The 24,593-nt window shown below is 67.3% G+C and carries 19 protein-coding genes; 2 read left to right on the forward strand and 17 right to left on the reverse strand.

The features are described 5' to 3' along the window. Positions 1-6: 6 nt before the first annotated feature. On the forward strand, positions 7-927 hold the full coding sequence (locus LK996_RS03605; RefSeq protein ID WP_230525786.1) for a hypothetical protein: 921 nt from the start codon (positions 7-9) through the stop codon (positions 925-927). Between the two features lie 45 nt (positions 928-972). Here LK996_RS03605 and LK996_RS03610 read toward each other — a convergent pair whose 3' ends face one another. The 17 genes from LK996_RS03610 to rlmE form a co-directional block, all read right to left on the reverse strand. Beyond that, positions 973-2,619, reverse strand: a complete 1,647-nt coding sequence (locus LK996_RS03610) for a hypothetical protein (RefSeq protein ID WP_230525787.1) — start codon at positions 2,617-2,619, stop codon at positions 973-975. A gap of 104 nt (positions 2,620-2,723) precedes the next feature. Beyond that, the gene (locus tag LK996_RS03615; protein WP_230525788.1) at positions 2,724-3,938 is read right to left on the reverse strand and encodes an NAD(P)/FAD-dependent oxidoreductase; all 1,215 of its coding nucleotides are present in this window, start codon (positions 3,936-3,938) and stop codon (positions 2,724-2,726) included. A gap of 57 nt (positions 3,939-3,995) precedes the next feature. Next, a complete protein-coding gene (locus LK996_RS03620; protein ID WP_230525789.1) occupies positions 3,996-5,711 on the reverse strand; it encodes a trypsin-like serine protease in 1,716 nt (571 codons plus the stop codon). A 207-nt stretch (positions 5,712-5,918) separates the two neighbouring features. After that, positions 5,919-7,211 carry an adenylosuccinate synthase gene (locus tag LK996_RS03625; protein ID WP_230525790.1) on the reverse strand — a complete coding sequence of 431 codons (1,293 nt, stop codon included), beginning with the start codon at positions 7,209-7,211 and terminating at the stop codon, positions 5,919-5,921. Between the two features lie 131 nt (positions 7,212-7,342). Further along, complete coding sequence (hflC, locus tag LK996_RS03630) at positions 7,343-8,206, reverse strand: protease modulator HflC (protein ID WP_230525791.1); 864 nt, start codon at positions 8,204-8,206, stop codon at positions 7,343-7,345. Further along, positions 8,203-9,288 (reverse strand): FtsH protease activity modulator HflK, encoded by a 1,086-nt coding sequence (hflK, locus tag LK996_RS03635; protein WP_343225846.1) that lies wholly within the window; start codon positions 9,286-9,288, stop codon positions 8,203-8,205. The genes hflC and hflK overlap by 4 nt, the downstream gene beginning before the upstream one ends. Before the next feature lie 45 nt (positions 9,289-9,333). Continuing rightward, positions 9,334-10,662, reverse strand: coding sequence for a ribosome rescue GTPase HflX (hflX, locus tag LK996_RS03640; RefSeq protein ID WP_230525792.1), 1,329 nt, complete (start codon positions 10,660-10,662; stop codon positions 9,334-9,336). Positions 10,663-10,855: 193 nt separating this feature from the next. Further along, positions 10,856-11,146: an RNA chaperone Hfq gene (gene hfq / locus LK996_RS03645; RefSeq protein ID WP_230525793.1), complete on the reverse strand. Its 291-nt coding sequence runs from the start codon at positions 11,144-11,146 to the stop codon at positions 10,856-10,858. Between the two features lie 143 nt (positions 11,147-11,289). Beyond that, on the reverse strand, positions 11,290-12,258 hold the full coding sequence (gene miaA / locus LK996_RS03650; protein ID WP_230525794.1) for a tRNA (adenosine(37)-N6)-dimethylallyltransferase MiaA: 969 nt from the start codon (positions 12,256-12,258) through the stop codon (positions 11,290-11,292). Positions 12,259-12,283: 25 nt separating this feature from the next. Further along, positions 12,284-13,789: a sodium/proline symporter PutP gene (gene putP, locus LK996_RS03655; RefSeq protein ID WP_230525795.1), complete on the reverse strand. Its 1,506-nt coding sequence runs from the start codon at positions 13,787-13,789 to the stop codon at positions 12,284-12,286. Between the two features lie 125 nt (positions 13,790-13,914). Then, positions 13,915-16,434 carry a TonB-dependent receptor gene (locus LK996_RS03660; RefSeq protein ID WP_230525796.1) on the reverse strand — a complete coding sequence of 840 codons (2,520 nt, stop codon included), beginning with the start codon at positions 16,432-16,434 and terminating at the stop codon, positions 13,915-13,917. Between the two features lie 43 nt (positions 16,435-16,477). Continuing rightward, the gene (locus LK996_RS03665) at positions 16,478-18,508 is read right to left on the reverse strand and encodes a tetratricopeptide repeat-containing sulfotransferase family protein (RefSeq protein WP_230525797.1); all 2,031 of its coding nucleotides are present in this window, start codon (positions 18,506-18,508) and stop codon (positions 16,478-16,480) included. A 126-nt stretch (positions 18,509-18,634) separates the two neighbouring features. Beyond that, positions 18,635-19,534 carry a dihydropteroate synthase gene (gene folP / locus LK996_RS03670; protein WP_230525798.1) on the reverse strand — a complete coding sequence of 300 codons (900 nt, stop codon included), beginning with the start codon at positions 19,532-19,534 and terminating at the stop codon, positions 18,635-18,637. A 30-nt stretch (positions 19,535-19,564) separates the two neighbouring features. Then, positions 19,565-19,834, reverse strand: a complete 270-nt coding sequence (locus tag LK996_RS03675; protein WP_230525799.1) for a hypothetical protein — start codon at positions 19,832-19,834, stop codon at positions 19,565-19,567. Further along, positions 19,831-21,522 carry a TPR end-of-group domain-containing protein gene (locus tag LK996_RS03680; protein WP_230525800.1) on the reverse strand — a complete coding sequence of 564 codons (1,692 nt, stop codon included), beginning with the start codon at positions 21,520-21,522 and terminating at the stop codon, positions 19,831-19,833. The genes LK996_RS03675 and LK996_RS03680 overlap by 4 nt, the downstream gene beginning before the upstream one ends. 101 nt (positions 21,523-21,623) lie before the next feature. Beyond that, positions 21,624-23,516, reverse strand: a complete 1,893-nt coding sequence (gene ftsH / locus LK996_RS03685; protein WP_230525801.1) for an ATP-dependent zinc metalloprotease FtsH — start codon at positions 23,514-23,516, stop codon at positions 21,624-21,626. 28 nt (positions 23,517-23,544) lie between these two features. Beyond that, positions 23,545-24,204: a 23S rRNA (uridine(2552)-2'-O)-methyltransferase RlmE gene (gene rlmE / locus LK996_RS03690; protein ID WP_230525802.1), complete on the reverse strand. Its 660-nt coding sequence runs from the start codon at positions 24,202-24,204 to the stop codon at positions 23,545-23,547. Between the two features lie 66 nt (positions 24,205-24,270). On the opposite strand from rlmE, the gene yhbY reads away from it, so the two are divergent. Next, positions 24,271-24,582, forward strand: coding sequence for a ribosome assembly RNA-binding protein YhbY (gene yhbY / locus LK996_RS03695; RefSeq protein ID WP_230525803.1), 312 nt, complete (start codon positions 24,271-24,273; stop codon positions 24,580-24,582). The last annotated feature ends 11 nt before the right edge of the window (positions 24,583-24,593 follow it).

Raw genomic sequence — 24,593 nt, forward strand, 5'->3', positions numbered from 1 at the left:
AGCCCCATGGGCAGCAACCTGCGATTGATGAGGCGCATCTCCCGGATGCTCGGCATCGGCATCCTGGCTGCGGCGTCGGTCGCGCATGCCGGCAAGCTGTCGATGGTGGAAGGCTTCGCAGCCCTTCGAGTCACGGATGACGGAACCCTTGCGCAAGGTGTCCGGCTTGCCGAGCTTGAGCGGCGCTACTCCGAGCGCATTGCACCGGGCCTCGCGACGCCGGGTTCGCTCTCCAACGAGGATCTCGCAGCGGCCTTCGAGGCGACCGACATGCTCGCGTTCTACGCATTGCAAGGAACGCAGGCGCAATTGGAGCGCTACACCGAGGCGATGTCGCGTGTGTTTGACGCGATGGCGGCGCAACGTGCCGTGACACCGAGGCACGTCGGGATGATGTTCGATGCGTTCGTCTCGAGCCGATCGTTCGATGCGGCCAGCCGCCTGCTGGAGCGCTACCCGGTGGAGCTGCTCGACAGGAGCGTCCCTCGCGTCGTGTATGCACCGCATTTCGAAGCAAGCCGGCCCGCCGTCCTCGCGCTCCAGGGAGATGGAACGTTGCTGGCACGCAACGTCGACCGAAGTGGTGAGCACATCATTGTGGTCGTGGGTTGCCGCGCTTCGCGCAATGCACTGGATGACATCAATGCGTCGCGCGACCTCGTGGACGCGTTCTCGCGATCCCGCACCTATTGGCTGATGCCGGCCGACCGGATGACGGATGCGTCAGCCCTGCAGGAATGGAATGCGCGCAATCCGGAGCAACCTGCGATGTTCGTCTATGCCAACGCGGCATGGACCAACGTTGCGTTCGGCTCGATGCCGCACTTCCAACGCTTCGACGGTGAACATCGGATCGCGAACGTACGAGGCTGGGAGCGTGGCGGAAGCGCCGCGCAGTCGGCGGCGCTCTTCGATCCGGTGGAATGAGCGAACGGTCGCGCTGCATGATGCAGCGCGACCGCCTTGAAACACTTACAGCATCAGGTTCACGTCCACGCTGACCGGGAAGGTCTGATTCACGGTCGAGTTGCCGAAGCTGCGCGCCTGCACGTTGAACTTCGCGGCGTAACGCGTGTCGTAGGCCAGCGACGGGTTGTCGATCGGGTCGAACCAGATGTTGAGGACCGACGACTGGTCGGTACCGCACGGCATCGCGTTGTTCATCTCGACCGGGGCGCAGCTGCCCCCACGTACGCGCTGCGCACGCAGCTTCAGTTCGGTCGGCTGCTGGGTGATCGCATTGCGACCCTGCACGGTAATGATCGTATGACCGAGCTTGGTGTTGCGGAAGCCGCTGGTCGGGCCCGAGGCCGTCGCCTGCGTCGGCACGCTGAAGTAAACGCCGACGTTTGTCGCCAGGTTCTTCGAACGGTAGTCGAACCCTTCCTGCGGCGCACCCACGACGGCAATGTCCAGATCCAGCTTGGCCGTCGGGTGGGTGCCTGCCGGAGTGACAACGTCGAGGCTGACGCGTCCCTTCCACACGCCGGGCGGCAGCGCCGTGTTGTTCGCGTCGATGAACTCGACGATAAGGGTCTGGCTGCTCTGATACGAGTGACGGGACGGGGTCAACGCGACCGAACGGGTCACGCCCGTTTCAAGGTTCGTGACGGGCACGGTGATCACGGAACCCGGGTCTGCGATCGAGCCCGAGACGATGACGTCGGGCTGGCCTTCGGACGCGAAAAACGACACGGGCCGTGTATAACGGAGATCGAATCGATTCGAGTTCGTGACCTCCGCGTCATCGAACACCGAGGCATTCCCTTCGCTGACGAGTCGCGCGGCCGGGAAGAGGTCGTTGATCCATGACGCATATCGCGACATGCGCACACCCTTCGGGTGGCCGGCGACGCTACCGCTGCTCATGGCCACGACCTGCCAATGACCGTTGTGCTGCTGCCACCAAGCGCTGCCGCGGTCCGTCGGCTGCAGCTGCGCCCAATGCGTCGAGCTCCCCGCCTTGAAGCCTTGGAACAGCGCGTTGCCTGCATCGGCGGCGCCATCGATGAACGACTGGGCCCAATAACGCCGAGTTGGGGCGTTGAGGATCTTTTCGCTGTTCACGCCGATGGCACCGTAGGACACGAAGGACACGGGCAGGTTCGATTCCGCGTGTACGTCGTTGAGCAATGGACCGCGGAGAGGCGCATTCTTCTTATCGGAGATCTTCAAGCGCATCAGCGCGAGATTGGCACCATGCTGGCTTGTGCCGGCCGGGAGCGCGTAGAAGTTGGGATGCACGAAGCTCATGGTTCCGGGGCCGCCGACGGCGACGGGGTAGCCCATGGAGGCGTTCCTGAAAGCCAACGCACCGGGGACAGCGGCCGTGAGGTGCGGCGTCTTGTTGAACGCACAACTGGCGGACGTCAACACCCACGCGTACTCGCCTTCGACGCCGAGCCAGGTCGCGGTGCAACTGCCGATTTGCCCGACTGCATCGAACCGCGAGGCCTGGCTTGCCGTGTGGAGCTTGTTGAACGCACTCGTGTAAGTGCCCTGCACATTGCTCATATCGCCGCCGTTGGCGACGAACGCGTGATCGTTGATGTGGATGGCGTGCGCGGGCGCTGCGCCGAGCGTCGCGGCGAGCGCGAGGAGGAGGACCTGCTTCTTCATGATCGGACCTGCAGTGGTTGGGGGAATCCACTGCGCATTCTTGGTCTCATTCCTTGCGAGACCCTGCGACGCTTCGCCGAAGGCGTGGCGACGTGTCGCGCGAATCAATCGATCCTGGCGAATCCGAACAGACGCTTGAGCGGATGTGCCCGGCCTTCGATGTGCGCATGCAACAGCGCGCCGCCGATCACCGAGTACGTGATGCCGTTGCCGCCGTAGGCCATCGCGAACAACACGCGCGAACCCAGCGACGCATGCGGACCGAAGAACGGCAACCCGTCGTCGGTCTCCGCGAACGTCCCGGCCCACGAGAACGCGGGCACGATCGGCCCCAGTTGCGGCAGCAACGCCTGCGCCTGCTTCACCAGGGCGCGCGCCTTGCGCTCGACGCGGCGATCGCGGCGCCGCGGGATGTCGACGCTGTCGTCGGCGCCGCCAACGAGCACGCGGCCATCTTCCGTGCCGCGCAGATAGAGATATGGCCTCGCGGTTTCCCACAGGATCGTGCGATCGAGGAAGCCGAGCGCGTCGCGATCGAGAGGATCGGTGATCAACGCATAGCTGCTGCGATTGCGCGCGACCTTGTGCGGGATCCACTGCTGCGCGGCGTAACCCGCGGCGACGATCGCGTGGTCGGCGGTGATGCGCGCACCTTCGACGGTGTCGAGTACCACGCGGCGCGAGGTGGCGTGCAGTTGCGTCACCGTCGTGCGATCGAAGATGGCGACGCCCTTGCGTGCGAGGCGTTGCAGCAATCGCGAGGCGAAACGGTAAGGATCGACGCGCGCCGATGCGCCGCTCAGCAAGGCCGCAGGCGCGTCGATGCCGTAAGCGGCGCGCACCTTGGCCGCTTCCAGCAGGCGAACATCGATGCCGATGCGCTGTCGCGCCGCGCATTCGTCGCGCAGTCGCCGCACGTGCCACGGACGGCTCGCGTAGTACAGGGACTTCGTGCGGGCAAAGCCGACATCGCGGACTTCGCGCGCGATGTCGGTGAACGCATCGACCGCTTCGACGCATGCGCGATACGCGAGCGCCGCGTCCTCATCGCCGTATTGCTTCGCCAGGTCGACGAGATGCGTGTCGATCTCGTACTGCAGCAATGCCGTGCTGGCCGCGGTGCTCCCCCAGGCAACATCGCGTTGCTCGAGGATGCAGACGTCGTGACCGTGCGCCGCGAGGTCACGCGCGATCAACGCGCCGGTGATGCCGCCGCCGATGATGGCCACGTCGCAGCGCAGATCGCGCCGCAACGCGGGGAATGTCGCCATCAATCCGTTCTTGACGGCCCAGTAGGGGTAACCGGATTTGAGGTCCATCGGCCGAGGGTGGCCGATGGACGGGTCGAGGCGTCGTGAGCGGAGACGCGCAACGCGTTACGGCAGCAGGTTGACGTCGACGTCCACCGGGAACGTCTGGCTGTACGACCGGTCGAACCACCCGCGCGCCTGCACGTTGAACCGGGCGCGGTATCGGCTCGGCTGCAACCCGGGGTTGTCGCTGGGGTCGAGCCAGACGCGCAGGTGCGAGGCCGGGCTTCCGTTGCAGACCGTTGCGTTGTTCATCGCGACATCGGCGCAGCCGTTGTCGCGTTGCGCACGCAACTTCAATGTCTTCGCAACACCCGTGATCGCGTCACGCCCCTGCACGGTGATCGTGCTGTGGCCTGTCGTGGTCTTCACGTAGTGCCCGCTGGTGGGTCCCGCGGCACCCGCCTGCGTCGGCACGGTGAAGTACACGTTCGACGAGAACGTCTCGCTGAGGTTCGTGCCGGTTTCGAAATCGACGCGTGCGGTCGGCGGTGCGGCCACCTTGATGGCGGCATCCAGCCAGATTTGCCCACCGCGCGAACCGTCGTTCCAGTAGACGAGCTTGAAATGGAGGGTGCCGACCCACGTCCCTGCGGGCAGGCCGGGATTCAGCGCCGGGTCGTACGAAACGCGCGGAACCGAGGCGCCACACGCGAACGCGTTGTTGATCGCCACCTCGCCGCAGCCATTGCTTCGGCTCGCGCGAAACACGACGGGCATCTTCGCACCCGTCTGCGTATTGCGCAGGTACGCCGTGACCGTGTGGCGCACCCCCGTTTCGTTGCTCACGTTGATCGCATCGAGCGGCGCGATCAGTTCCGGCGACCCATTGCCGATGAATGCCAGATTCGAGCTTTGGGGATAGGAGACGTACCCGTTCGTCTCCGTGATTTCGATGGCCGGCGCAGGCGACGGCAGACCCACCGGCGCTTCGCTGGCCAGGCGAGCCGCGGGGAACAGATCATTGATCCATCGGGCGTACTTCGACACGCGCACGCCGTTCGACTGCACCATCGTGCCGCCGCTCGTGGCACCGACGATCTGCCACTTCCCATCGCGCTGCTGGAACCACGGGCTGCCCGCGTCGCCCTCGGAAACGCCGGCCCAATGCGTGGCGCTGCCCATCGCGAAACGCGACGTCAGCGCGTGACCCTGCTCCGTTGCGCTGCCGATCACCGACTCGCCCCACGCCCGGCGCTCGCCCGTCGTCGGCCACGCGGCCGTCATGCCCACGCCGGCGCCGACGACCGGACCATGCGAAACGAACCCGACCGGGACGTTCGCTTCAGCGGCGCCGTCGTACAACACCGGCGCGACCGGCGCGTGCGTGTTGGACGCAGGCAGGCGCTTCATGCGCACCAGCGCGATATCCGTGCCGGCCTCGCGCACGCTGCTCGGCTTGTTGATGCGGTTGGCGTGGATGTAGCTCGTGCTGCCCGCGCCGCCGGCGAGCGCAATGCCGTCCTTGTTGGTGAACACCAGGTGGTCGGCGTTGTGCACGAGGTTCGTGTTGCGCACGCAACGCGCGGCCGTCAACACCCAGGCGTAGTCGCCTTCGGCGCCGAGCCACGTCGCCGTGCAATCGCCGAGGCGGCCGACCGCATCGAACTGCGACGCGAGGCTCGCCGTGCGCAACGTGTCGTAGACGTTGGAGGCACCGCCGCCGACGTTGGCGGGGTTGGCGACGTTGGCGACCATCGCGTGGTCGTTGATCTTGATGGCGTGGACCGGCGCGGCGAACAGCGTCGCGGCGACGGCAGCGAAGAGGACATGCTTCTTCATCGGATGCACCCTGCGGTTGGTGGAAGACCCGAGGGCGCATTTTTGGTCTCATTGGCCGCGAGACATCTGGAGGATTCGCTGCGTGGTGGCAGATCCTTCCATGCACTTAAAGCGGTCGCGTCCGCATGGACTCGCGACAGTTGCGACGTTCCGCCGCAGGATGCATCTCCCACGCGGGGAGATGCATCGATGGCCTGCGTCCGCTTTTTACGCGAACGGATCCTGCAACACGATGTTCGCGTCGCGATCCGGCCCGGTCGACACGATCGCCAGCGGGCAACCCGCCAACTCCTCGAGCGCGCGCAGGTACGCACGCGCGGCGGCCGGCAGCTTGTCCCACTCGGTGATGCCGTGGGTGCTCTCGTTCCAGCCGGGGAATTCGAGGTAGACCGGCGTGCATTCTTCCCAGCCGGCGGCGTCGAGCGGTGCGTACTCGGTGCGCTTGCCGCGGTATTCGTACGCGATGCAGATCTTCAGCTTCTCCATCCCGTCGAGGATGTCGAGCTTGGTGATGCACAGGCCGGTGATGCCGTTGATGGCGACGGCGCGCTTGAGCGCGACGATGTCCATCCAGCCGCAGCGACGCGGACGGCCAGTCGTGGCGCCGTATTCCTGGCCGCGGTCGCGGATGCCCTGCCCGACTTCGTCATCGAGTTCGGTCGGGAACGGGCCGCCGCCGACGCGCGTGGCGTACGCCTTCGCGATGCCGAGCACGTAGTCGATCGCATCCGCGCCGACGCCGGTGCCGGCGAGCGCGCCGCCGACCGTCGTGTTCGACGAAGTCACGTACGGATAGGTGCCGTGGTCGATGTCGAGCAGCGAACCCTGCGCGCCTTCGTACAGCACCTTCTTCCCCTGCCTGCGCAGGTCGTGGAGGATGCCGGCGACGTCGGACTTCATCGGTTCGACGTATTCGCCGAATGCGAGCGCTTCGTCGAGCGTCTTCTGGAAGTCGACGGCTTCGACCTTCAAATAATTGGTCAGCACGAAGTTGTGGTAATCGAGCGTCGCGCGCAGCTTCTCCGCGAGTTCCTTCGGATAGCTGAGGTCGGCGACGCGGATGCCGCGACGCGCCACCTTGTCTTCGTACGCCGGGCCGATGCCGCGGCCGGTGGTGCCGATGGCCTTGCCGCCGGCGGCCTTCTCGCGCGCCTGATCGAGCGCGATGTGGTACGGCATGATGATCGGCGTGGCCGGGCTGATCTTCAGGCGCGAGCGCACGTCGACGCCGGTCGCTTCGAGTTCGTCGATTTCCTTGCGCAGTGCGCCGGGATGCAGCACCACGCCGTTACCGATGAGGCACAGCGCATCGGGGCGCAGGATGCCGGACGGGATCAGGTGCAGGACGGTCTTCTTGCCGTTGATCACCAGCGTGTGGCCGGCGTTGTGGCCGCCCTGGAAACGGACGACTGCACCGATTTCCTCGGTGAGCAGATCGACGATCTTGCCCTTGCCTTCATCGCCCCACTGGGCACCGAGAACGACGACTGACTGGCCCACGGCCTTACTCCTCGCTGGAAAATGATCCGCTCATTCACGGAAAAAGCCGGAGGGCTGGGGGCCCGTCCGGCTTTTATGGATTATCCGGGATTCCGACGCTGGCCGGAACCCTTGTCGCGTGAAGATCGACCTCAGCGGTCAGACTTCATGTACTGGAGGAACGGGTCGTCCTTGTCGAGGGCGATGACCGTATCGCCGCTCTTGAAGGCTTCGCGATAGGCGTCGAGGCTCCGCTGGAAGGCGAAGAACGACGGATCGCGACCCGCGGCCGCGCCGTAGATGCGTGCGGCCTCGGCGTCGCCTTCACCGCGCAGCTTCTGCGCGTCGCGCTCGGCCTCGGCGAGGATCACCTGGCTGTCGCGGTCGGCGTTGGCGCGGATCTGGCGGGCCTGCTCCTCGCCCTCGGCGCGCAGGCGGCTGGCGACCTGCTGGCGCTGGGCGCGCATGCGGCTGTACACGTTGCCGATGACTTCGCTGTCGGTGGGCAGGTCGATCTGCTTGATGCGCAAATCGACGATGCGGACGCCGAGCGTCGCCGCGCCGCGGTTGATGGAGGCGAGCTGGCGGTCGACGATCTGCGCGCGATCGCCCGACACCACCTGCGACAGCGTGCGCGCGTTGATCTCGTTGCGCAGCGAGTCGCGGATGATCGGCGCGAGGCGCTGCACGGCGAGTTCTTCGTTGCCGTTGGTCGCGCGGTAGAACGCGCGCAGGTCTTCGATGCGACCGATCGCGAAGAAGTCGACGCTCACGTCCTTGCGTTCGGAGGTGAGGTAGCGCTCGGGGTCGGAGTCGAGCACGTTGAGGCGGCGATCGAACACGCGCGCCGATTCGATCAGCGGCCACTTGAAGTGCAGGCCGGGGCCGACGTCGGTGCGCACGACGCGGCCGAGGTTCAGCACGATCGCGCCCTCGCCTTCCTTCACCGTGTACACGGAACCGAGCAACAGGAGCAGCGCGGCGACGGCGCCTGCGATCCAGACGGGAAACCTCATCGCGATTCCTCCTCGCGCTGGCGGCGATCGCCGCGGGCCGGACGGCCTTCGGGGCCGAGCGTCTGCACGGCGGGTGCGGTTTCGAGCGGCACGACGGTCGGCGCCTGCGATTGCGCAGCGCCGGATCCCAGCGGGACGTACAGCAACTGGCGACCATCGCCGACGATCTTGCGGTTCTTGCCGAGCACGTCCTGCAGCGTTTCGAGCCACAAACGCTTGCGCGTGACGTCCGGGGCGCCCTGGTACTGATCGAGCAGCAGCGTGAAGCGCTGCGCGTCACCCGTTGCGCGCGCGATGTTCGCGGTGCGATAGCCCTGCGCGCCGGTGCGGATCTGCGCGGCCTGGCCGCGCGCTTCCGGCACGACCTTCGCCGCGTACGCCTGCGCTTCGCTGGTGAGGCGATCCTTGTCCTGTCCCGCGCTGTTGACGTCGTCGAACGCGGGCTTCACTTCATCCGGCGGTCGCGCGTTGGGCAGGTTGAGTTCGGTGACGACCAGGCCCGTGCCGTACGCATCGAGCGAGGCCTGCAGGCGCTGCTTCGCCGCGACCGACAGCTGGTTGCGCGCGCCGAGCACGGTGTCGAGCGGCGAACGACCCACCTGTTCGCGCACGGTGCTGAGCGCCGCCTGCTGGAGCACGAGGCCCGCGTCGCGCGTGTTGAACAGATACTGGCGCGGATCGGCGACGCTGTACTGCACGTTGATTTCGACGCGCACGATGTTCTCGTCGCGCGTGAGCACGGGCACGGTGTCGTTGAACGTGCGGATCGTGGTCGCGTCGACCTTCGTCACGCGCTCGATCGGCCACGGCCACTTGAAGTGCGGACCCGGCTGCAGCACGCGGGCGAACTGGCCGAAGCGCAACACGACCCCGCGCTGCTGTTCGGTCACCAGCACGAAAGTGTTGAAAACGAGCCAGAGGATCGCGAGGACCGCGATCCAGCGACCGATGCCGCCGCCCCCGCCGCCGAAGAGGCCGCGCAACGGGTCGAGGAAGCGGTCGAATCCGCCGCCGCCGCGCCGGGGCGGCCAGGGGTTGCGGCCGTCCTTGTTGGACGAACCGCCGGGGGTGTTCCAGGCCATGCACGCTCCTGTGCGTGATCGGGCGGGGGTAAAAACGCTCCGATTCTAGGTTGGGGTGGATGCACCCTCAAGCAATAGCGGCCGGAGCGGCTCGCCGTAGGCATGGGCGACGATCCGCGCGGCATCGGCCTCGGCCAGGTCCAGGCTCAGGGTCCAGCCGTGTTCGTCGTGATGTTCGGCCAGCACCGCGCCCAGCTCGTGAAGGCGGGCGCGCAGGCGCCCCGCCCCCGGCGGGAGCTGGACTTCACCCGACACGCGGCGCAGGCCGAGGCGCGCCCCGAGGGCGTCGCGCAGCAGGTCGAGGCCGTCGCGGTCGCGCGCCGAAAGCCACACGCGCTCGCGCGTGCCCTGCGGAAGTGTGTGGTCGTGACCGTCGGCGGGCAGGTCGTGGCGTGCACTCGCGCCTTCGATGCGGTCGATCTTGTTGTAGACGAGCAGCTGCGGGATCTCGCCCGCACCGATTTCCTCGAGCACCGCGTCGACCTGGGCGATGCGTTCGTCGCGCAACGGGTCGGCGGCATCGATGACGTGCAGCAGCAAGTCGGCTTCGCGCGCTTCGGCGAGGGTCGAACGGAATGCGGCGACGAGTTCGTGCGGAAGATCGCGCACGAAGCCGACGGTGTCGGCGAGCACGACCGAACCGCCCGGCAACGCGATGCGGCGGACGGTGGGATCCAGCGTCGCGAACAACAGGTCGGCCGCGTACGCATCGGCGCCGGTGAGCGCGTTGAACAACGTCGACTTGCCCGCGTTCGTGTAGCCGACGAGCGCGACGCGCGGCAGTTCGCTGCGCACGCGTGCGCGACGCATCTGCGTGCGCTGCACTTCGACTTTTTCCAGGCGGCGCTGCAATTGTTCGACGCGCTTCTGCAGCAGTCGACGGTCGGTTTCCAGCTGCGTTTCGCCGGGGCCGCGCAGGCCGATCGCACCACCGCGCTGGCGTTCCAGGTGGGTCCAACCGCGCACGAGGCGCGTGGCCATGTGGCGCAACTGCGCGAGTTCGACCTGCAGCTTGCCTTCGTGGCTGCGCGCACGCTGCGCGAAGATGTCGAGGATCAGGCCGGTGCGATCGACGACGCGGCGTTCGAGCGCCTTCTCGAGGTTGCGCTCCTGCACGGGGCTGAGCGGATGGTTGACCAGCACGAGGTCGGCGCCGGTCGCATCCGCGGCGGCCTTCACTTCCTCGAGCTTGCCGCTGCCGATCAGCGTCGCGGGATTGGGCCGGTCGATGCGCGCGGTGAGCAGGTGCGCGACGCGCGCGCCCGCGGACCGCGCGAGATCCGCGAACTCCTCGACCGCCCCGTCATCCGGCGGACCGCCGGCGTGGGGCTGGATGAGGAGTGCGGTTTCGCCTTTCTTGGAGCGTTCGAACATGGATGAGATCGGGAAACGGGAAACTCGGGAAACGGGAGAGTGGGGATCGATCAGACCGATCGCAACGTTGGTCGAAGATCGCAAAGGCCGTGTTCAGAGGACGCGATACGCATTCTTCGGCCAGCGATCTCGAAGCGCGACGAACCCGTCGCTCCCGTTTCCCGCTCCTGGTTTCCCGTTTCCCGCTTTCGCCTTATTCCTGCTCGTCCGCCCCGTCGCCCTCGGCACCTTCGGCGCCCGGCTCGGCCGCCTGCACGTATCCGCCGCCCGGACCCACGCGCACGTTGCGCGCCGGCACCACGGTCGAGATCGCGTGCTTGTAGACCATCTGGCTGACGGTGTTGCGCAGCAGGACCACGAATTGGTCGAAGGACTCGATCGTTCCCTGCAACTTGATGCCGTTGACGAGGTAGATCGAGACCGGGACGCGCTCGCGGCGCAGCGCGTTCAGGAAAGGGTCCTGCAAAGATTGGCCCTTGGACATGGGTGTTCCCCCAATTGTTGTTGTGTTTATCGGGCGCGGCAGGGAACCGCGCGTCGCCTGACCCGCACTCCCCGCGGCGGCGACAGCCGGCATCGTACACAACCCGGCGCATGCCGGTCCCATGACTGCGTCCCGGTCCGGCCTCAGAGGAAGCCTTCGACCAGGCGATCCATGCGTTTGCGGTCGCGCGCAGGGTCGGCCCAGACCGCGTCGAGCTCGCCGCGCAGCCATGTCCACTGGCGCTTGGCGAGCTGGCGGGTGGCCGCGATGGTCCGTTCGCGGAACGTGGCGGCGTCGCCCTGCCCGTCGAGGAACTCCCACGCCTGGCGATAGCCGACGGCGCGGATCGCGGGCAGGTCGAGCGGGGCCGGATGCGCGGCCAGGCCCGGCAGTGCGCGGAGTGCGCGTACTTCGTCGAGGAAGCCGGCGTCGAGCATCGCGTCGAAGCGCGCGGCGATGCGCGCGTGCAACACCGCGCGATCGCCGGGCGCGAGCACGAGCTTGAACACGCGCAGCGGCACGCGATCGCGATCGTGCATGCGCTGCCATTCGCTGATCGGCTTCCCGCTCGCGCGATACACCTCCAGCGCGCGCTGGATGCGTTGCGGATCGGTCGCGTGGATGCGACGCGCGGCATCGGGATCGACTTGCGCGAGTTGCGCGTGCATCGCAGGCCAGCCGGCGCGCGCGGCTTCCCCGGCGATCGTCGCGCGCAACGCGGGATCGGCTTCCGGCATCGGCGCCAGGCCGTGCAGCAGCGCGTGGAAGTACAGGCCGGTGCCGCCAGCGAGGATCGGCAGCTTGCCGCGCGCGACGATGTCGTCGATGGCGATGCGCGCATCGCGCGCGAAGTCGGCCGCGGAGTACGTCTCCCACGGATCGCGCACGTCGATGAGGTGATGCGGCACGCGCGCGCGCTCTTCGCGCGTGGGCTTGGCCGCGCCGACGTCGAGGCCGCGATACACCAGCGCCGAATCGACGCTGACGATTTCGCCTCCGAAACGCTCCGCACAATCGAGCGCGAATGCGGTCTTGCCCGACGCCGTCGGCCCCGCGATGGCGAGCGCGCGCGGGCGGCGATCTTCGCGCCCGTCGCTCGCCGCCGTGTTCATCGCGCTGACCTCATCGCGGCCCGCCTCAGTACCCGTTCTCGGTCAGCGCCGCATGCACCTGCGCGTGCGTCGCGCGCACTTCGTCGACCGGCGCGCGATCGAGCAGGCTCGCGACGACGATGCCGATCGACGCGGCCGCGAAACCCGGCACCATTTCGTACAGCCCGCTGCCGAACTGGTCGACGGCGATCTGCTTCCACAGGATCACCATCCCCGCGCCGAGCAACACGCCCGCGAGCGCACCGTTGCGCGTCATGCGCGACCAGAACAGCGAGAACAGCACCACCGGCCCGAACGCGGCGCCGAACCCGGCCCACGCGTAACTCACAAGACCCAGCACGCGACTCTCCGGATCGCGCGCGATCCAGATCGCGAGCAGCGACACCGCGAGCACCATCGCGCGACCGAACCACACGAGTTCGCGCTGCGAAGCCTTCGGTCGCAGGAAGCCGCGGTAGAAGTCTTCGGTCAGCGCGCTGGAACACACGAGCAGCTGGCACGACAGCGTGCTCATGATCGCCGCGAGGATCGCCGACAGCAGCACGCCCGCGACCCACGGATTGAACAGCAGGTTCGCGAGCACGATGAACACGCGCTCCGGGTTCGCATGCACCGCTTCGCCGCCCGGATGGCTGGCGAAATACGCGATGCCGAAGAAGCCCACCGCGCATGCACCGGCCAGGCACGCGATCATCCAGGTCATGCCGATGCGGCGCGCCTTCGGGATCGTGCGCAGGTCGTCGGCCGCCATGAAGCGCGCGAGGATGTGCGGCTGGCCGAAGTAGCCGAGGCCCCACGCGAGCAGCGACACGATCCCGACGAAGCCGAGCGCGCCGCCCTTGAACGGATCCAGTCGCGCCGGATCCACCGATTCGATCAACGCCAGGCTCTCGCCGAATCCGCCCGCGCCGACGACCACCACGACCGGCGTCAGCACCAGCGCGAAGATCATCAGCGTCGCCTGCACGGTGTCGGTCCAGCTCACCGCGAGGAAGCCGCCGACGAGCGTGTAGAGGATCGTCGCGCCCGCGCCCCACCACAACGCCTGCGCGTAAGGCACGCCGAACACACTTTCGAACAGGCGCGCGCCGGCGACGATGCCGCTCGCGCAATACACCGCGAAGAACACCAGGATCACCATCGCCGAAATCACGCGCAGGATGCGGCTGCGGTCGTCGAAGCGATGGGTGAAGTAATCCGGCAGCGTGAGCGCGTTCTTCGTGCGTTCGGTGTACACGCGCAACGGGCCGGCGACGTATTTCCAGTTCGCCCACGCACCGAGGACCAGGCCCACCGCGATCCACGCTTCCGACAGGCCGCCGACGAACATCGCACCCGGCAGCCCGAGCAGCAACCAGCCGCTCATGTCGGACGCGCCCGCCGACAACGCGGTGACGTAGCTGCCGAGCGAACGCCCGCCGAGGATGTAGTCGTCGAAGCTGCGCGTCGAACGCCAGGCGACGACGCCGATGACGATCATCGCGAGCAGGTAGATGGCGAAGGTGACGACGAGCGGCGTGCTGGCGGTCATTTGCGAAGGGCTCCCCAGGGACGGCGCGAGTGTATCGGACCGTCCGGCGTTTGCTCCCTCCCCTGAGTCAGGGGAGGGCTGGGGTGGGGTGTGGCATGCACCCTATGTTTTTGATCGCAAAGCGATCAGAAGTCCCTCGACCAGCGGACGCCGAACGTGCGCGGCGGCGTGCTCACCGTGTACGGCTGCGCGCCGCACGTGCCGATGTTGCACTCGGCGAACTTGGCGAGCTCGGTCACTTCATCCGTGGCGTTGTGGATGAAGAAGTCCAGCTTCCACGCGCCGCGTTGCAGGCCGGCCGACAGGTCGAGCGTCGTGTACGAATCCAGGCGCTGGTACGGCCCAAAGTCGAAGTCGCTGCCCAACACGCCGCGTTCGAGGTCGCGCAAGTCGGTCTGGCGATCGCCGACGTGGAAGACCGCGCCCTGCGCGTACCACTCGTACGCACCGACGTCCCACGTGTAGCGCCCGGTCAGGTTGCCCTTGAAGCGCGGCGTGATCGGCAGGCGATCGCCGGCGACCGCGAGCGGCCCGATCTCGTTGACCTCGCCCGTGGTCGGGTTCATCGAACCCGGCGGGCAGAAGCTGATCGGGTTGTTGGCCGCGTCGCCGTACCCGCAATAGTCCTCCGACAACTCGGCGTCGTACCAGGCAAGGCCGCCCGTCAACATGAAGTTGTAGGACACCGCCCATTGCAGTTCCGCTTCGAGGCCGTCGATCTGCGCCTTCGCCGCGTTGCGGATTTCGGTCAGGCCGTTCGCGCCGAGATACGAGAACTGGAAGTCGTCCCATGTCTGGTGGAACACCGCGCCATTGAACGCGAGGCGGTTGTCCAGCCACGTCGACTTCCAGCCGAGCTCGTAGTTCTTCAGGTAGTCCGACTGGTACGGCGGCACCGAGCCGCGGCGGTTGATGCCGCCCGGGCGATAACCTTCCGAGTAAGTCGCGTACAACATCTTCGTGTCGCTGATGTCCCACGTGACGTTGAAGCGCCCCAGCGATCCCGATTCCTTCACCTGGCGGTCGTTCACCAGGCAGGGCGCGCCCTCGTACGGCACCCAGTTCGCACGATCGGGCCCATAGAACGCGACGCACGCGCCCTCGCCGTACGGCGGATCGCCACCGTCGGAATAGCCGATGCCGAAACCGTAGAAGCCCTTCAGGCTGTTCTCCGCGCGGAACCAGCGACCACCCGCGGTGACCGACCACGCATCGGTGATGTCGAACGTGAGTTCGCCGAACACCGCTTCATCCTGGTCCTTGCGGTCCTGTTCGGTCAGCCAGATCGTGTCTTCCCAGCCGCCAACTTCCAGGATCGACGCGAGGCTGTCGATCTTGTAGCGCTGCTCGATGTCGTGTTCGTGCTCCTGCCAGAACACGCCGCCGACGAAGCGCAGGCGGTTCTCCGCCGGGGACGCGATGCGCAGCTCGTGGCTGGTCATGCGGTACTCGTCCTTCGCGAGGATGTACTGCGAAGGATTCACCAGCGCGCCGTCGTCGTCGTAGAAGTACTCGCCGTACCCGTGCAGCGTGTCGTACCAGAACCCGTAGTCGCTGTAGTCGGCTTCCGAATCGACGTCGCGCTTGAGGTGGCCGAACGCGTAGGTCACGTCGAAATTGCCGACCTTGCCCTGCACGGTCAGCGCGGTCTGCATCCAGCTGTCCTTCGACGATTCCGGATACGCGTGGTTGACCGCGAACTCGCCGACGCTCGGATCCCAGCCTGTGCTGCCGGTGGCCGTCTGCTTCTGGCCCATGATCATCGGCGTGATCGACCAGTCTTCGTTGATGTCCCACTTCAGCGCGACGCGCGCGCCCGTGGCGGTGGCCTGGTTGTAATCGTTCTGCGCGAGCAGGCCGTTCTCCTGCACGATGCCCGAGGTCGGGAACGTGCGCGTGCCCCACACGTTGTCGACGTACCCGGCGTCGTGGCGATTCCAGCCCACCACGCGCACGGCCACGTCGTCGCGAATGGGGACGTTCACCATGCCTTCGAGCACGTGGCCGAGCCCGCCGCCTTCGGTGATGCTCACTTCCGTCGCGACGCTGGCGTCGAACTCGCTGGCGTCCGGCTTGTTGGTGATGATGCGCAGCGTGCCCGCCTGCGAGCTCGCGCCGTACAGCGTGCCCTGCGGACCGGCGAGCGCCTCGACGCGCGCGATGTCGTACATGTGCACGTCGAGCGCACCGGTGATCGTGGTGATCGGCTGCTCGTCGAGGTACACGCCGACGCTGGGCTGCGAACCGGAGTGGTTGCCGTCGCCGCCGCTCGCGACGCCGCGCATGTACACCTGCAGGAAGCCGGGGCCGGAGAACACACCGCCGCCCGCGGTACCGAACGTGACGCTCGGCAGCAGCTTCACGTAGTCCTTGAAGTTGGCGACCTGGTGTTGTTCCAGCGTCTGCGTGTCGACCGCCTGGATGCTGATCGGCACCTTCTGCAGGTTTTCTTCGCGCTTCTGTGCGGTGACCGTGACGGTTTCGAGCGTCGCGGTGCGTTGTTGCTGCGCCGGTGGCTCCTGCTGCGCGGCATCCTGCGCGAGCAACAGGCCCGGATGACACGCGATGCACACCGCCATCGCCAGCGGCAACCGCGCCAGCGGCTTGCGCGCGACCTTGCGCCGCGCGTTCTTCGAGATCGACATCCCCCACCCCTCCTTCAAGTTGAACTGCGTGACTTCCTTTTTTTCACTCCAAGTGCAGCCCGGCGGGCACGGCGGGATACGCCGCGAGCACCGGGCCCAATGCCTGCTCCAGCGGACCGAGCCACGGCGCGTAATGCCGCCACTGGTCCAGGCCTTCGCGATAGATGGGGCGACGCACCTGCTCCGCGCTCGCCGTCCGCACCGGACGATCGTTCTCGAAGAAGCGCAGGCATGCGTCGTCGAACGGCAAGCCGCAATAGGCGAGCAACCGGCGCACTTCCTGCTCGGTGTCCTCGACCATCGTTTCGTAATGCACGCGATGCACGCGGCCGGGCAGCACTTCGTCGAAGTGCGCCATCAGCGCGACGTAATCGCGGTAGTAGTGGCCGATGTCCTCGAGCCGGAAACTGAAGTCCTGCCCGCGCGCGAACTGCTGCTTGAACACCGAGAAGCCGCACGCGATCGGATGCCGGCGCGCGTCGATGATCTTCGCGTTGGGCAAGGCGAGGTGGATCAGGCCGACATGCTGGAAGTTGTTCGGCATCTTGTCGATGAACAGCGGCGCGCCCGCCTTGCGGTGCACGCGCGTGCGATCGAGGTAGTCCTCGCCGATGGCGCGCAGTGCATCGAGCTCGAGCGAGGGCACGACGTCGTGGTAATGGCGCGCGCCGCTCGCTTCGCCGCGACGGCGCAACTCGCGCGTCAGCGACAGCAGGTCCGGCAACTCCATCGTGCCTTCGACATCGGGATGGCTGGAGAGGATCTGCTCGACCAGCGTGGAACCGGCGCGCGGCATGCCGACGATGAAGATCGGATCGCGCGCATCGCATCCGCTGCCCGCGCGTTCGGCGAAGAACGCCGGCGTGTAGGTGGCCATCGCCTTGCGCACGCGCGCGGTGTTGTCGTCGGCGGCCCACGGGACCAGCGCGACGCGCTGCGCGTTGCCGCGGCGATAGTGTTCGAACGACGCGGCGTACTCCTCCGCGTCCTCGAGCGCCTTGCCGAGTGCGAAGTCGAGGTGCAGGCGGTGTTCGGACGCGAGATCGGTGCGCGCGAGTTGCGCGCGGATCGTCGCGAGGTCTTCCGGCTCGAAGCGGAACGTCTTGAGGTTCGCCAGGCTCCACCACGCGTCGCCGAAGCCCGGCTCCAGCGTCGCGGCGCGACGGTACGCCTCGATCGAACGCGCGCCCTGCCCCGCGGTTTTCAGCGTGTGGCCGAAGCTGAGCCACAGGCGCGCGTGGTGCGGATACTCGCGCACGAGTGCGTCGTACAGCACGATCGCGCCGTCGTAATCGCCGGTGCGCGAGAGCACGACGGCCTTGAGGTTACGGTAACCGGCGTTCGCGGGATCCTTCGCGAGCAGCGCGTCGACTTCGACGAGGGCTTCCAGCGGTTTGTTCGCGCGGTGCAGCACCATCGCGTAGTGATGGCGCGCGGCGTCGAACCCCGGAACGAGTTCAAGGCAACGCGCGAGCAGCGACTCGGCGTCCTCGGTGCGGCCCAGGCGCGCCTGCGTTTCGGCGAGCATGCGCAGCGCGGGGGCGTCGGTGGGCGTGGCGCGCAGGTGTTCGCGCAGCAGAGCTTCGGCCTCGGGGATGCGATTGGCCTGCAATGCGGCTGCCGCGCGCATCAGTTGCGGATCGCGCACCGAATGCACGAGGTGCGCGGCGTACGCGGCTTCGGCGCCCTGGCTGTCGCCGACCGCGGACAGGTGGTCGCCGAGCGCCAGCCATGCGCGCGGCAGTTCCGGTTTCAGCGCGACCGCGCGCCGCAGCGCCGCGACCGCATCGTCGCCGCGCCCACTCCGCCCGAGCGCGATGCCGAGTTCGAGTTGCACGGCGGGTGACTTCGGTTGTTCCTGCGCGAGCGGTTCGAGGATGCGCGTCGCGCCTTCGACATCGCCGCATGCGTTGCGCGATGCACCGAGCAGCAGCCGCGCGACCGGATGGTCGCCGACCACGCGCAGCACTTCCGCGGCCTGGCGGCCCGCCATCGCGGGATCGGTCGCGAGCAACCGCGACGCGTGCGCCAGCGCGGTCTCGACGGAGGCCGTGGGCTCGTGCGCGGGAGTCATGCGTCGACCGGGGACATGCGACCACCACCTTGCGGGCGAGGTTCGAGACTAGGCTGCGTACGCCTGCGCATGCAAGGGCAGGAAACGCTTACGGCGCATTCGTGTTGCTGAATCGCCCAGCGGGACTCAGTCCTCGTCGGGGCAGCGGATCGCCGGCTTCGCTTCGCGCGGGCGGACCGCGGGTTGCGCGGCGATCGCGGCCCAGACTTTCAATGCATCGACGGTGGGCGCGACATCGTGCACGCGCACGAGCTTCGCGCCGCGCTGCGCTGCGACCAGGTGTGCGGCGACCGAACCTGCGACGCGGTCGTGCGGATCGCGCCGACCCGTCAGGTCGCCGATGGTCCGCTTGCGCGACAGCCCCGCGAGCACCGGCACGCCGAGCTCGGCGATCGTCTCCAGCCGCGCGAGCAACGCGAGGTTGTGGTCCGACGTCTTGCCGAACCCGAACCCGGGGTCGACGACGATCCGCGCTTTCGGAATCCCCGCCATCTCCGCCGCGAAGATTCGCTCGGCGAGGAAGCGATGCACGTCCGACACCACGTCGTCGTACACGGGCGATTCCTGCATCGAGCGCGGTTCGCCGAGCATGTGCATCAGCACGACGGGCACGCCGAGCGACGCCGCCGCATCGAGCGCGCCCTCGCGTCGCAACGCATACACGTCGTTGATCATCCCCGCGCCTGCCGCGACCGCTCCGCGCATCACTTCGGGCTTCGACGTATCGACGCTGATCGGTAGCGTCGTCGCGCGCACCAGCCCTTCGATCACCGGGATCACGCGGCGCAATTCTTCTTCGAGCGGCACTTCGTCAGCGCCGGGGCGCGTGCTTTCGCCGCCGACGTCGAGGATGTCCGCGCCCTCTTCCGCCAGCCGCACGCCGTGCGCGATCGCAGCTTCGGTGGTCGCGTGCTCGCCGCCGTCGGAGAACGAATCCGGCGTGACGTTGACGATGCCCATGACGCGCGTGCGATCCAGTCGCAGCACGCGGCCGTTGCAGTCGAGTTGCGGGGTGATGTCGAACATGGGCGGCACCTTAGCACCGCGCAGGGGCGATCACTGCATGCGGCGCAGCAGCCAGGTCAAAACGAGGCACGACGCACGGGGAAACAAGGCGAGCAGGATCCACTTCCACGTCGTGGCGTCGAACGGATTCGCGATCGCGGCGAGCGGGCGCAGGATCCACCACGCGAGCACGGTCGCCGCGCCGTACAGCAGGATCGCCGCCATCAGGTCCCGCGAGTGCCGCGAGCCGAACACCATTTCGCAGAACAGCACCGCCTGCAGGAGCGCGGCGAGGACGGGGGGCAACAGCGGATCGCTCACGACTGGCGCAACTTCTCGATGATCGCCTTGAACCGCGGCAGGTGCTGCACGTTCTCGAAATCCGAGTCGTGTTCGATCCAGTCGAGGAAGCCCTGGCCCTTGTCGACGGCCTCGTCGAGCAGGTCGAGTGCGCGGTCGGCGTTGTTGGACAGCGAGAAATAGCAGGCCGCGTTGTAGAGGACGTCGAAGTCGTCGGGCCGCATCTTCAGCGCGCGCTCGATCGAGGAAAGCCCGTGGTCGCCGACGCCCAGGTGCCGCATCAGGCCGGCGGCGAGATAATGCGCACGCGCATTCTCGGGATCGACTTCGGCCTGGTGGCTCGCGCTCGCAAGCGCTTCCATCGCAAGGCGTTTGGCGCGTTCGTCGTCGCCCGCCGCGTGCGCCGCGCCGACCGAGAGCGCGATCGCCTGGAACTCGTCGGGCTGCGCGCGATGCGCGGCTTCGAACAGGTCGACGGCGCGCGCGTAGCGGCCCTGCGTCCAGCATTCGCGCGCGTAGTAGTAGTTGCCGACGTACAACTCGGGGTCCAGTGCGAGCGCGCGCTCGTAGCTTTCCGTCGCGCCGTCGTGGTCGTGCGCCATCGACAGCGCGTGCGCCTTGGCGACGTGCGCTTCGGCGAGGTTGGGATCGAGTTCGAGCGCGCGGTGCGCGGCGGCCTTCGCTTCGTCGAGCGCGCCGCCCTGCGCGACTTCCATGCGCCACATCAACAGTTCGCACAGCGAATCGGCGAGGCCCGCCCATGCCTGCGCGTATTCCGGGTCGATCTCGATCGCGCGGCGGAACATCAACGGCGCCTGCTTCCACGACAGTTCGGTCGTGCGGCCTTCGAGCTGGCGGCCGCGCAGGTAGAACTCGTACGCGCGCATGTCGTGCGGCGCCTTCTTCTGCAGGTCGAAGGCGACCGGCGCTTGCAGCGTCGGGCGCACTGCGGTCACGACGTTGCGCGCGATCTCTTCCTGGATCGCGAAGATGTCTTCGAGGTTGCGGTCGAAATTCTCCGACCACAGGTGGTAACCGTTCGACGCGTTGACCAGCTGCGCGGTGACGCGCACGCGGTCGCCGGACTTTCGCACGCTGCCTTCCATGATCGCGGCGACCTGCAACTGGCGGCCGATGTCGGCGGGCGTCGCGCTGCCGTCGCGGAAGCGGAACGACGCGGTGCGCGAAGCGACATGCAGGCCGCGCACTTTCGAGAGTGCGTTGAGGATCTCCTCGGCGAGACCGTCGCAGAAATAATCCTGGTCGTGCGCTTCGCTGAGATCGGAGAACGGGAGGATCGCGACGGACGCATCCGGCGGTGGCGCAACGACCGGCGCGGCGGTCACGGGCACGGCGATGCCCGCTTGCGAGGCGACGTCGGTGGCGCGGCGGCCGGGATTCGATGCGTCGCGTTGTGCATTCGACGCGTTCGGCGCATTGGCCGCGTCCGTCAATGCGGGCGTGCGTTCGATCCCGTGCGGCTGGATGTCGTAGATCCACGCGAGCGCACAGGTTAGCACGAAGCCGAGCGCGAGGATCACGATCAGCAGGCGCGGCGCCCACGCGGGAAACCCCATCGGCTCGAACGTCGCATCGGCGACCTGGATCAGCAGCCAGCCGACGAGCAGGTACACGGCCGCCACGCGGAACACGCGGCGGCGGCGGAATTCGCCGAAGGTGTTGCGGATGCGGGCGGCCAGGTCGGGCATGCAGGCGCGGCTCTACTGTTCCGGAAACGACAAGGGCTCCCGAAGGAGCCCTGTCATTCAATCAACGCAAAACCTCGCGGACTGCGGCCGCATCGCGTTCATCAAGTCTGCGCGGCCGGTCCGCCGATCGGCGGCAGCGGGCGTGCTTCGCCCTTCGCCGTCTTGGTCCAGCCCGCCGGCGGCGGCGGGTCGCGGCCTTCCATGATCGCGTCGATCTGCGGCACGTCGATGGTTTCGTACTCGAGCAGCGTCTTGGCCATCACGTGCAGCTTGTCGAGGTTCTCCGTGAGGATCGCCTTGGTGCGGTTGTACGCCTTGTCCAGGATGCCGTGCACGACTTCGTCGATCTTGCGCGCGGTGTCGTCGGAGACGTTCTTGTGCTGCGTGACCGAACGGCCCAGGAACACTTCGTCTTCTTCCTCACCGTAGGCGATCGGGCCGAGTTCGTCCGACAGGCCCCACTTGGTCGCCATGTTGCGCGCCATCTTGGTCGCGCGCTCGATGTCGTTGGACGCGCCGGTGGTGACCTTGTCGTTGCCGAAGATCAGTTCCTCGGCGACGCGGCCGCCGTACAGCGAACACAGCATCGATTCGATCGCGGTGCGGTTGTACGAATACTTGTCGCCTTCCGGCAGGTACATCGTCACGCCCAGCGCGCGGCCGCGCGGAATGATCGTGACCTTGTAGACCGGGTCGTGTTCCGGCACGAGGCGGCCGACGATCGCGTGGCCCGCTTCGTGGTACGCGGTGAGCGTCTTTTCCTGCTCGCTCATCGCCATCGAACGACGCTCGGTACCCATCAGGATCTTGTCGCGCGCGCGATCGAAGTGCTCCATGCGCACGTCCTTCGCGTTCTCGCGCGCGGCGAACAACGCCGCTTCGTTCACGAGGTTGGCGAGGTCGGCGCCGCTGAAGCCCGGCGTGCCGCGCGCGATGGTCATCGCTTCGACGTCGTCGGCCAGCGGCACGCGGCGCATGTGCACGCGCAGGATCTGTTCGCGGCCCTTGACGTCCGGCAGGCCCACGACGACCTGGCGGTCGAAGCGGCCCGGACGCAGCAGCGCGGGGTCGAGCACGTCGGGGCGGTTGGTCGCGGCGATCACGATCACGCCTTCGCCGCCTTCGAAACCGTCCATTTCGACGAGCAGCTGGTTGAGCGTCTGCTCGCGTTCGTCGTGGCCACCGCCGAGACCGGCGCCGCGATGGCGGCCGACCGCGTCGATTTCGTCGATGAAGATGATGCACGGCGCGTGCTTCTTCGCCTGCTCGAACATGTCGCGCACGCGCGAAGCACCGACGCCGACGAACATCTCGACGAAGTCCGAACCGGAGATCGAGAAGAACGGCACCTTCGCTTCGCCGGCGATCGCCTTGGCGAGCAGCGTCTTGCCGGTGCCCGGAGGACCGACCATCAGCACGCCGCGCGGGATCTTGCCGCCCAGCTTCTGGAACTTGCCCGGGTCGCGCAGGAACTCGACGAGCTCGGCGACTTCGTCCTTCGCTTCATCGCAGCCGGCGACGTCGGCGAAGGTCACCTTCGTCTGGTCTTCGTTGAGCAGCTTGGCGCGCGAACGGCCGAAGGACATCGCGCCCTTGCCGCCGCCCTGCTGCATCTGCCGCATGAAGTAGATCCAGATGCCGATGAAGAGCAGCAACGGACCGATGTTGATCAGGATCGCGAGCAGCGACACGCCGCTCGACGGCGGCGCCTGCTTGATCTCGACCTTGTGGCGAATGAGATCGTCGACGAGGCCTTCGTCGCGGCGCGGCGCCACGGTGGTGCCCTTCCCGCCGTCCTTCTTCTCGAAGGTGATCGTCTTTTCGTCTTCGGCGAAATCGACCTTCTTGATGCGGTCGTTGACGACGTCGTCCTGGAATGACGAATAGACGACTTCCTGGCCGCCGCCCATCTTCGGGCTGAAACTCTGGAACACCACCATCAAGACGACGGCGACGACCACCCACAACATCAGATTCTTGGCCAAGTCGTTCATCCTGTACTCCACCCGGGAGTCGCTTTAACTAGTCCGCCGGCCTTCCGGCCAACCTGCCCTGTGCCAGGGCGTACACCTCCGGCGATCGCTTCCGCGAGGCCGCAGGCTTGCGGATGGCTACCTTGGCATAACGCCGCCGCAGCTGCCGCACGTAATCGTCGAAACCCACGCCCTGGAACAGCTTGATCAGGAACGTGCCGCCGGGCTTCAGATGGCGGTCGGCGAAATCCATCGCCAGTTCCGCCAAGTGCATGGCCCGCGGTTGGTCGACCGCATCCACGCCACTCTTGTTGGGGGCCATGTCGCTCAACACAAGGTCGACCGGCTGGTTCCCGAGGGAGGCTTCCAGGCGTGATAACACGTCATCGTCCCTGAAATCGCCATGAAGGAACTCGACGCCGGCGAGCCCGGGCATCTCCAGGATGTCCAGCGCAATGATGCGGCCGGGGTCCTGGAGGCTGGGCGACAGCCGGTCGAGCTCCTGCCGGACCCACTGCGACCACCCGCCCGGCGCCGCGCCGAGGTCGACCACGACCATGCCGGGCTTCAGCAGCCGGTCGCGCTCGACCAGTTCCTCCAGCTTGAAGGCCGCGCGCGAACGCAGGCCCTCGGCCTGCGCCTTCTTCACGTAGGGGTCGGAAAAGTGTTCCTTCAACCAGCGCTGGCTGGACTTGCTGCGAGTGGCCATGCGAAGGAGTCCGACGGGGGAGCCATGATACCCTGCCCCTCCCCCGTTCAGCCCCCGCGATCCCCGATGCCGTCCGCAGTTCAGTTGACCAGTGCGCAGACCCGTTTCCTTCGCGGTCAGGCGCACGACCTCAGGGCCATGCTGCAGGTCGGAGGAAAGGGAATCACCGACGCCCTGGTGACCGAAGTCGCCAACGCGCTCGAGCAACACGAGCTCATCAAGGTGAAGGTCGCCGCCGAGGACCGCGAGGTCCGCGACGCCATGATCGCCGAGCTCGCCGAACGCGCGGGCGCCGCACTGGTCCAACGCATCGGCCATACCGCCGTGCTGTACAAGCCGAGCAAGGACAAGCGGCAGATCGTCCTGCCCCGCGGCTGAACCCCTTCGCG

Source organism: Noviluteimonas lactosilytica (assembly GCF_020866925.1).
Classification (GTDB): Bacteria; Pseudomonadota; Gammaproteobacteria; order Xanthomonadales; family Xanthomonadaceae; genus Noviluteimonas; species Noviluteimonas lactosilytica.

What these genes read in the sequence shown, in the direction of transcription:
- LK996_RS03605 (WP_230525786.1), top strand. Translation starts at nt 7, where the DNA reads ATGGGCAGCAACCTGCGATTGATGAGGCGCATCTCCCGGATGCTCGGC.
- LK996_RS03610 (WP_230525787.1), bottom strand. Translation starts at nt 2,619, where the DNA reads ATGAAGAAGCAGGTCCTCCTCCTCGCGCTCGCCGCGACGCTCGGCGCA.
- LK996_RS03615 (WP_230525788.1), bottom strand. Translation starts at nt 3,938, where the DNA reads ATGGACCTCAAATCCGGTTACCCCTACTGGGCCGTCAAGAACGGATTG.
- LK996_RS03620 (WP_230525789.1), bottom strand. Translation starts at nt 5,711, where the DNA reads ATGAAGAAGCATGTCCTCTTCGCTGCCGTCGCCGCGACGCTGTTCGCC.
- hflC (WP_230525791.1), bottom strand. Translation starts at nt 8,206, where the DNA reads ATGAGGTTTCCCGTCTGGATCGCAGGCGCCGTCGCCGCGCTGCTCCTG.
- hflK (WP_343225846.1), bottom strand. Translation starts at nt 9,288, where the DNA reads ATGGCCTGGAACACCCCCGGCGGTTCGTCCAACAAGGACGGCCGCAAC.
- hflX (WP_230525792.1), bottom strand. Translation starts at nt 10,662, where the DNA reads ATGTTCGAACGCTCCAAGAAAGGCGAAACCGCACTCCTCATCCAGCCC.
- hfq (WP_230525793.1), bottom strand. Translation starts at nt 11,146, where the DNA reads ATGTCCAAGGGCCAATCTTTGCAGGACCCTTTCCTGAACGCGCTGCGC.
- miaA (WP_230525794.1), bottom strand. Translation starts at nt 12,258, where the DNA reads ATGAACACGGCGGCGAGCGACGGGCGCGAAGATCGCCGCCCGCGCGCG.
- putP (WP_230525795.1), bottom strand. Translation starts at nt 13,789, where the DNA reads ATGACCGCCAGCACGCCGCTCGTCGTCACCTTCGCCATCTACCTGCTC.
- LK996_RS03660 (WP_230525796.1), bottom strand. Translation starts at nt 16,434, where the DNA reads ATGTCGATCTCGAAGAACGCGCGGCGCAAGGTCGCGCGCAAGCCGCTG.
- LK996_RS03665 (WP_230525797.1), bottom strand. Translation starts at nt 18,508, where the DNA reads ATGACTCCCGCGCACGAGCCCACGGCCTCCGTCGAGACCGCGCTGGCG.
- folP (WP_230525798.1), bottom strand. Translation starts at nt 19,534, where the DNA reads ATGTTCGACATCACCCCGCAACTCGACTGCAACGGCCGCGTGCTGCGA.
- LK996_RS03680 (WP_230525800.1), bottom strand. Translation starts at nt 21,522, where the DNA reads ATGCCCGACCTGGCCGCCCGCATCCGCAACACCTTCGGCGAATTCCGC.
- ftsH (WP_230525801.1), bottom strand. Translation starts at nt 23,516, where the DNA reads ATGAACGACTTGGCCAAGAATCTGATGTTGTGGGTGGTCGTCGCCGTC.
- rlmE (WP_230525802.1), bottom strand. Translation starts at nt 24,204, where the DNA reads ATGGCCACTCGCAGCAAGTCCAGCCAGCGCTGGTTGAAGGAACACTTT.
- yhbY (WP_230525803.1), top strand. Translation starts at nt 24,271, where the DNA reads ATGCCGTCCGCAGTTCAGTTGACCAGTGCGCAGACCCGTTTCCTTCGC.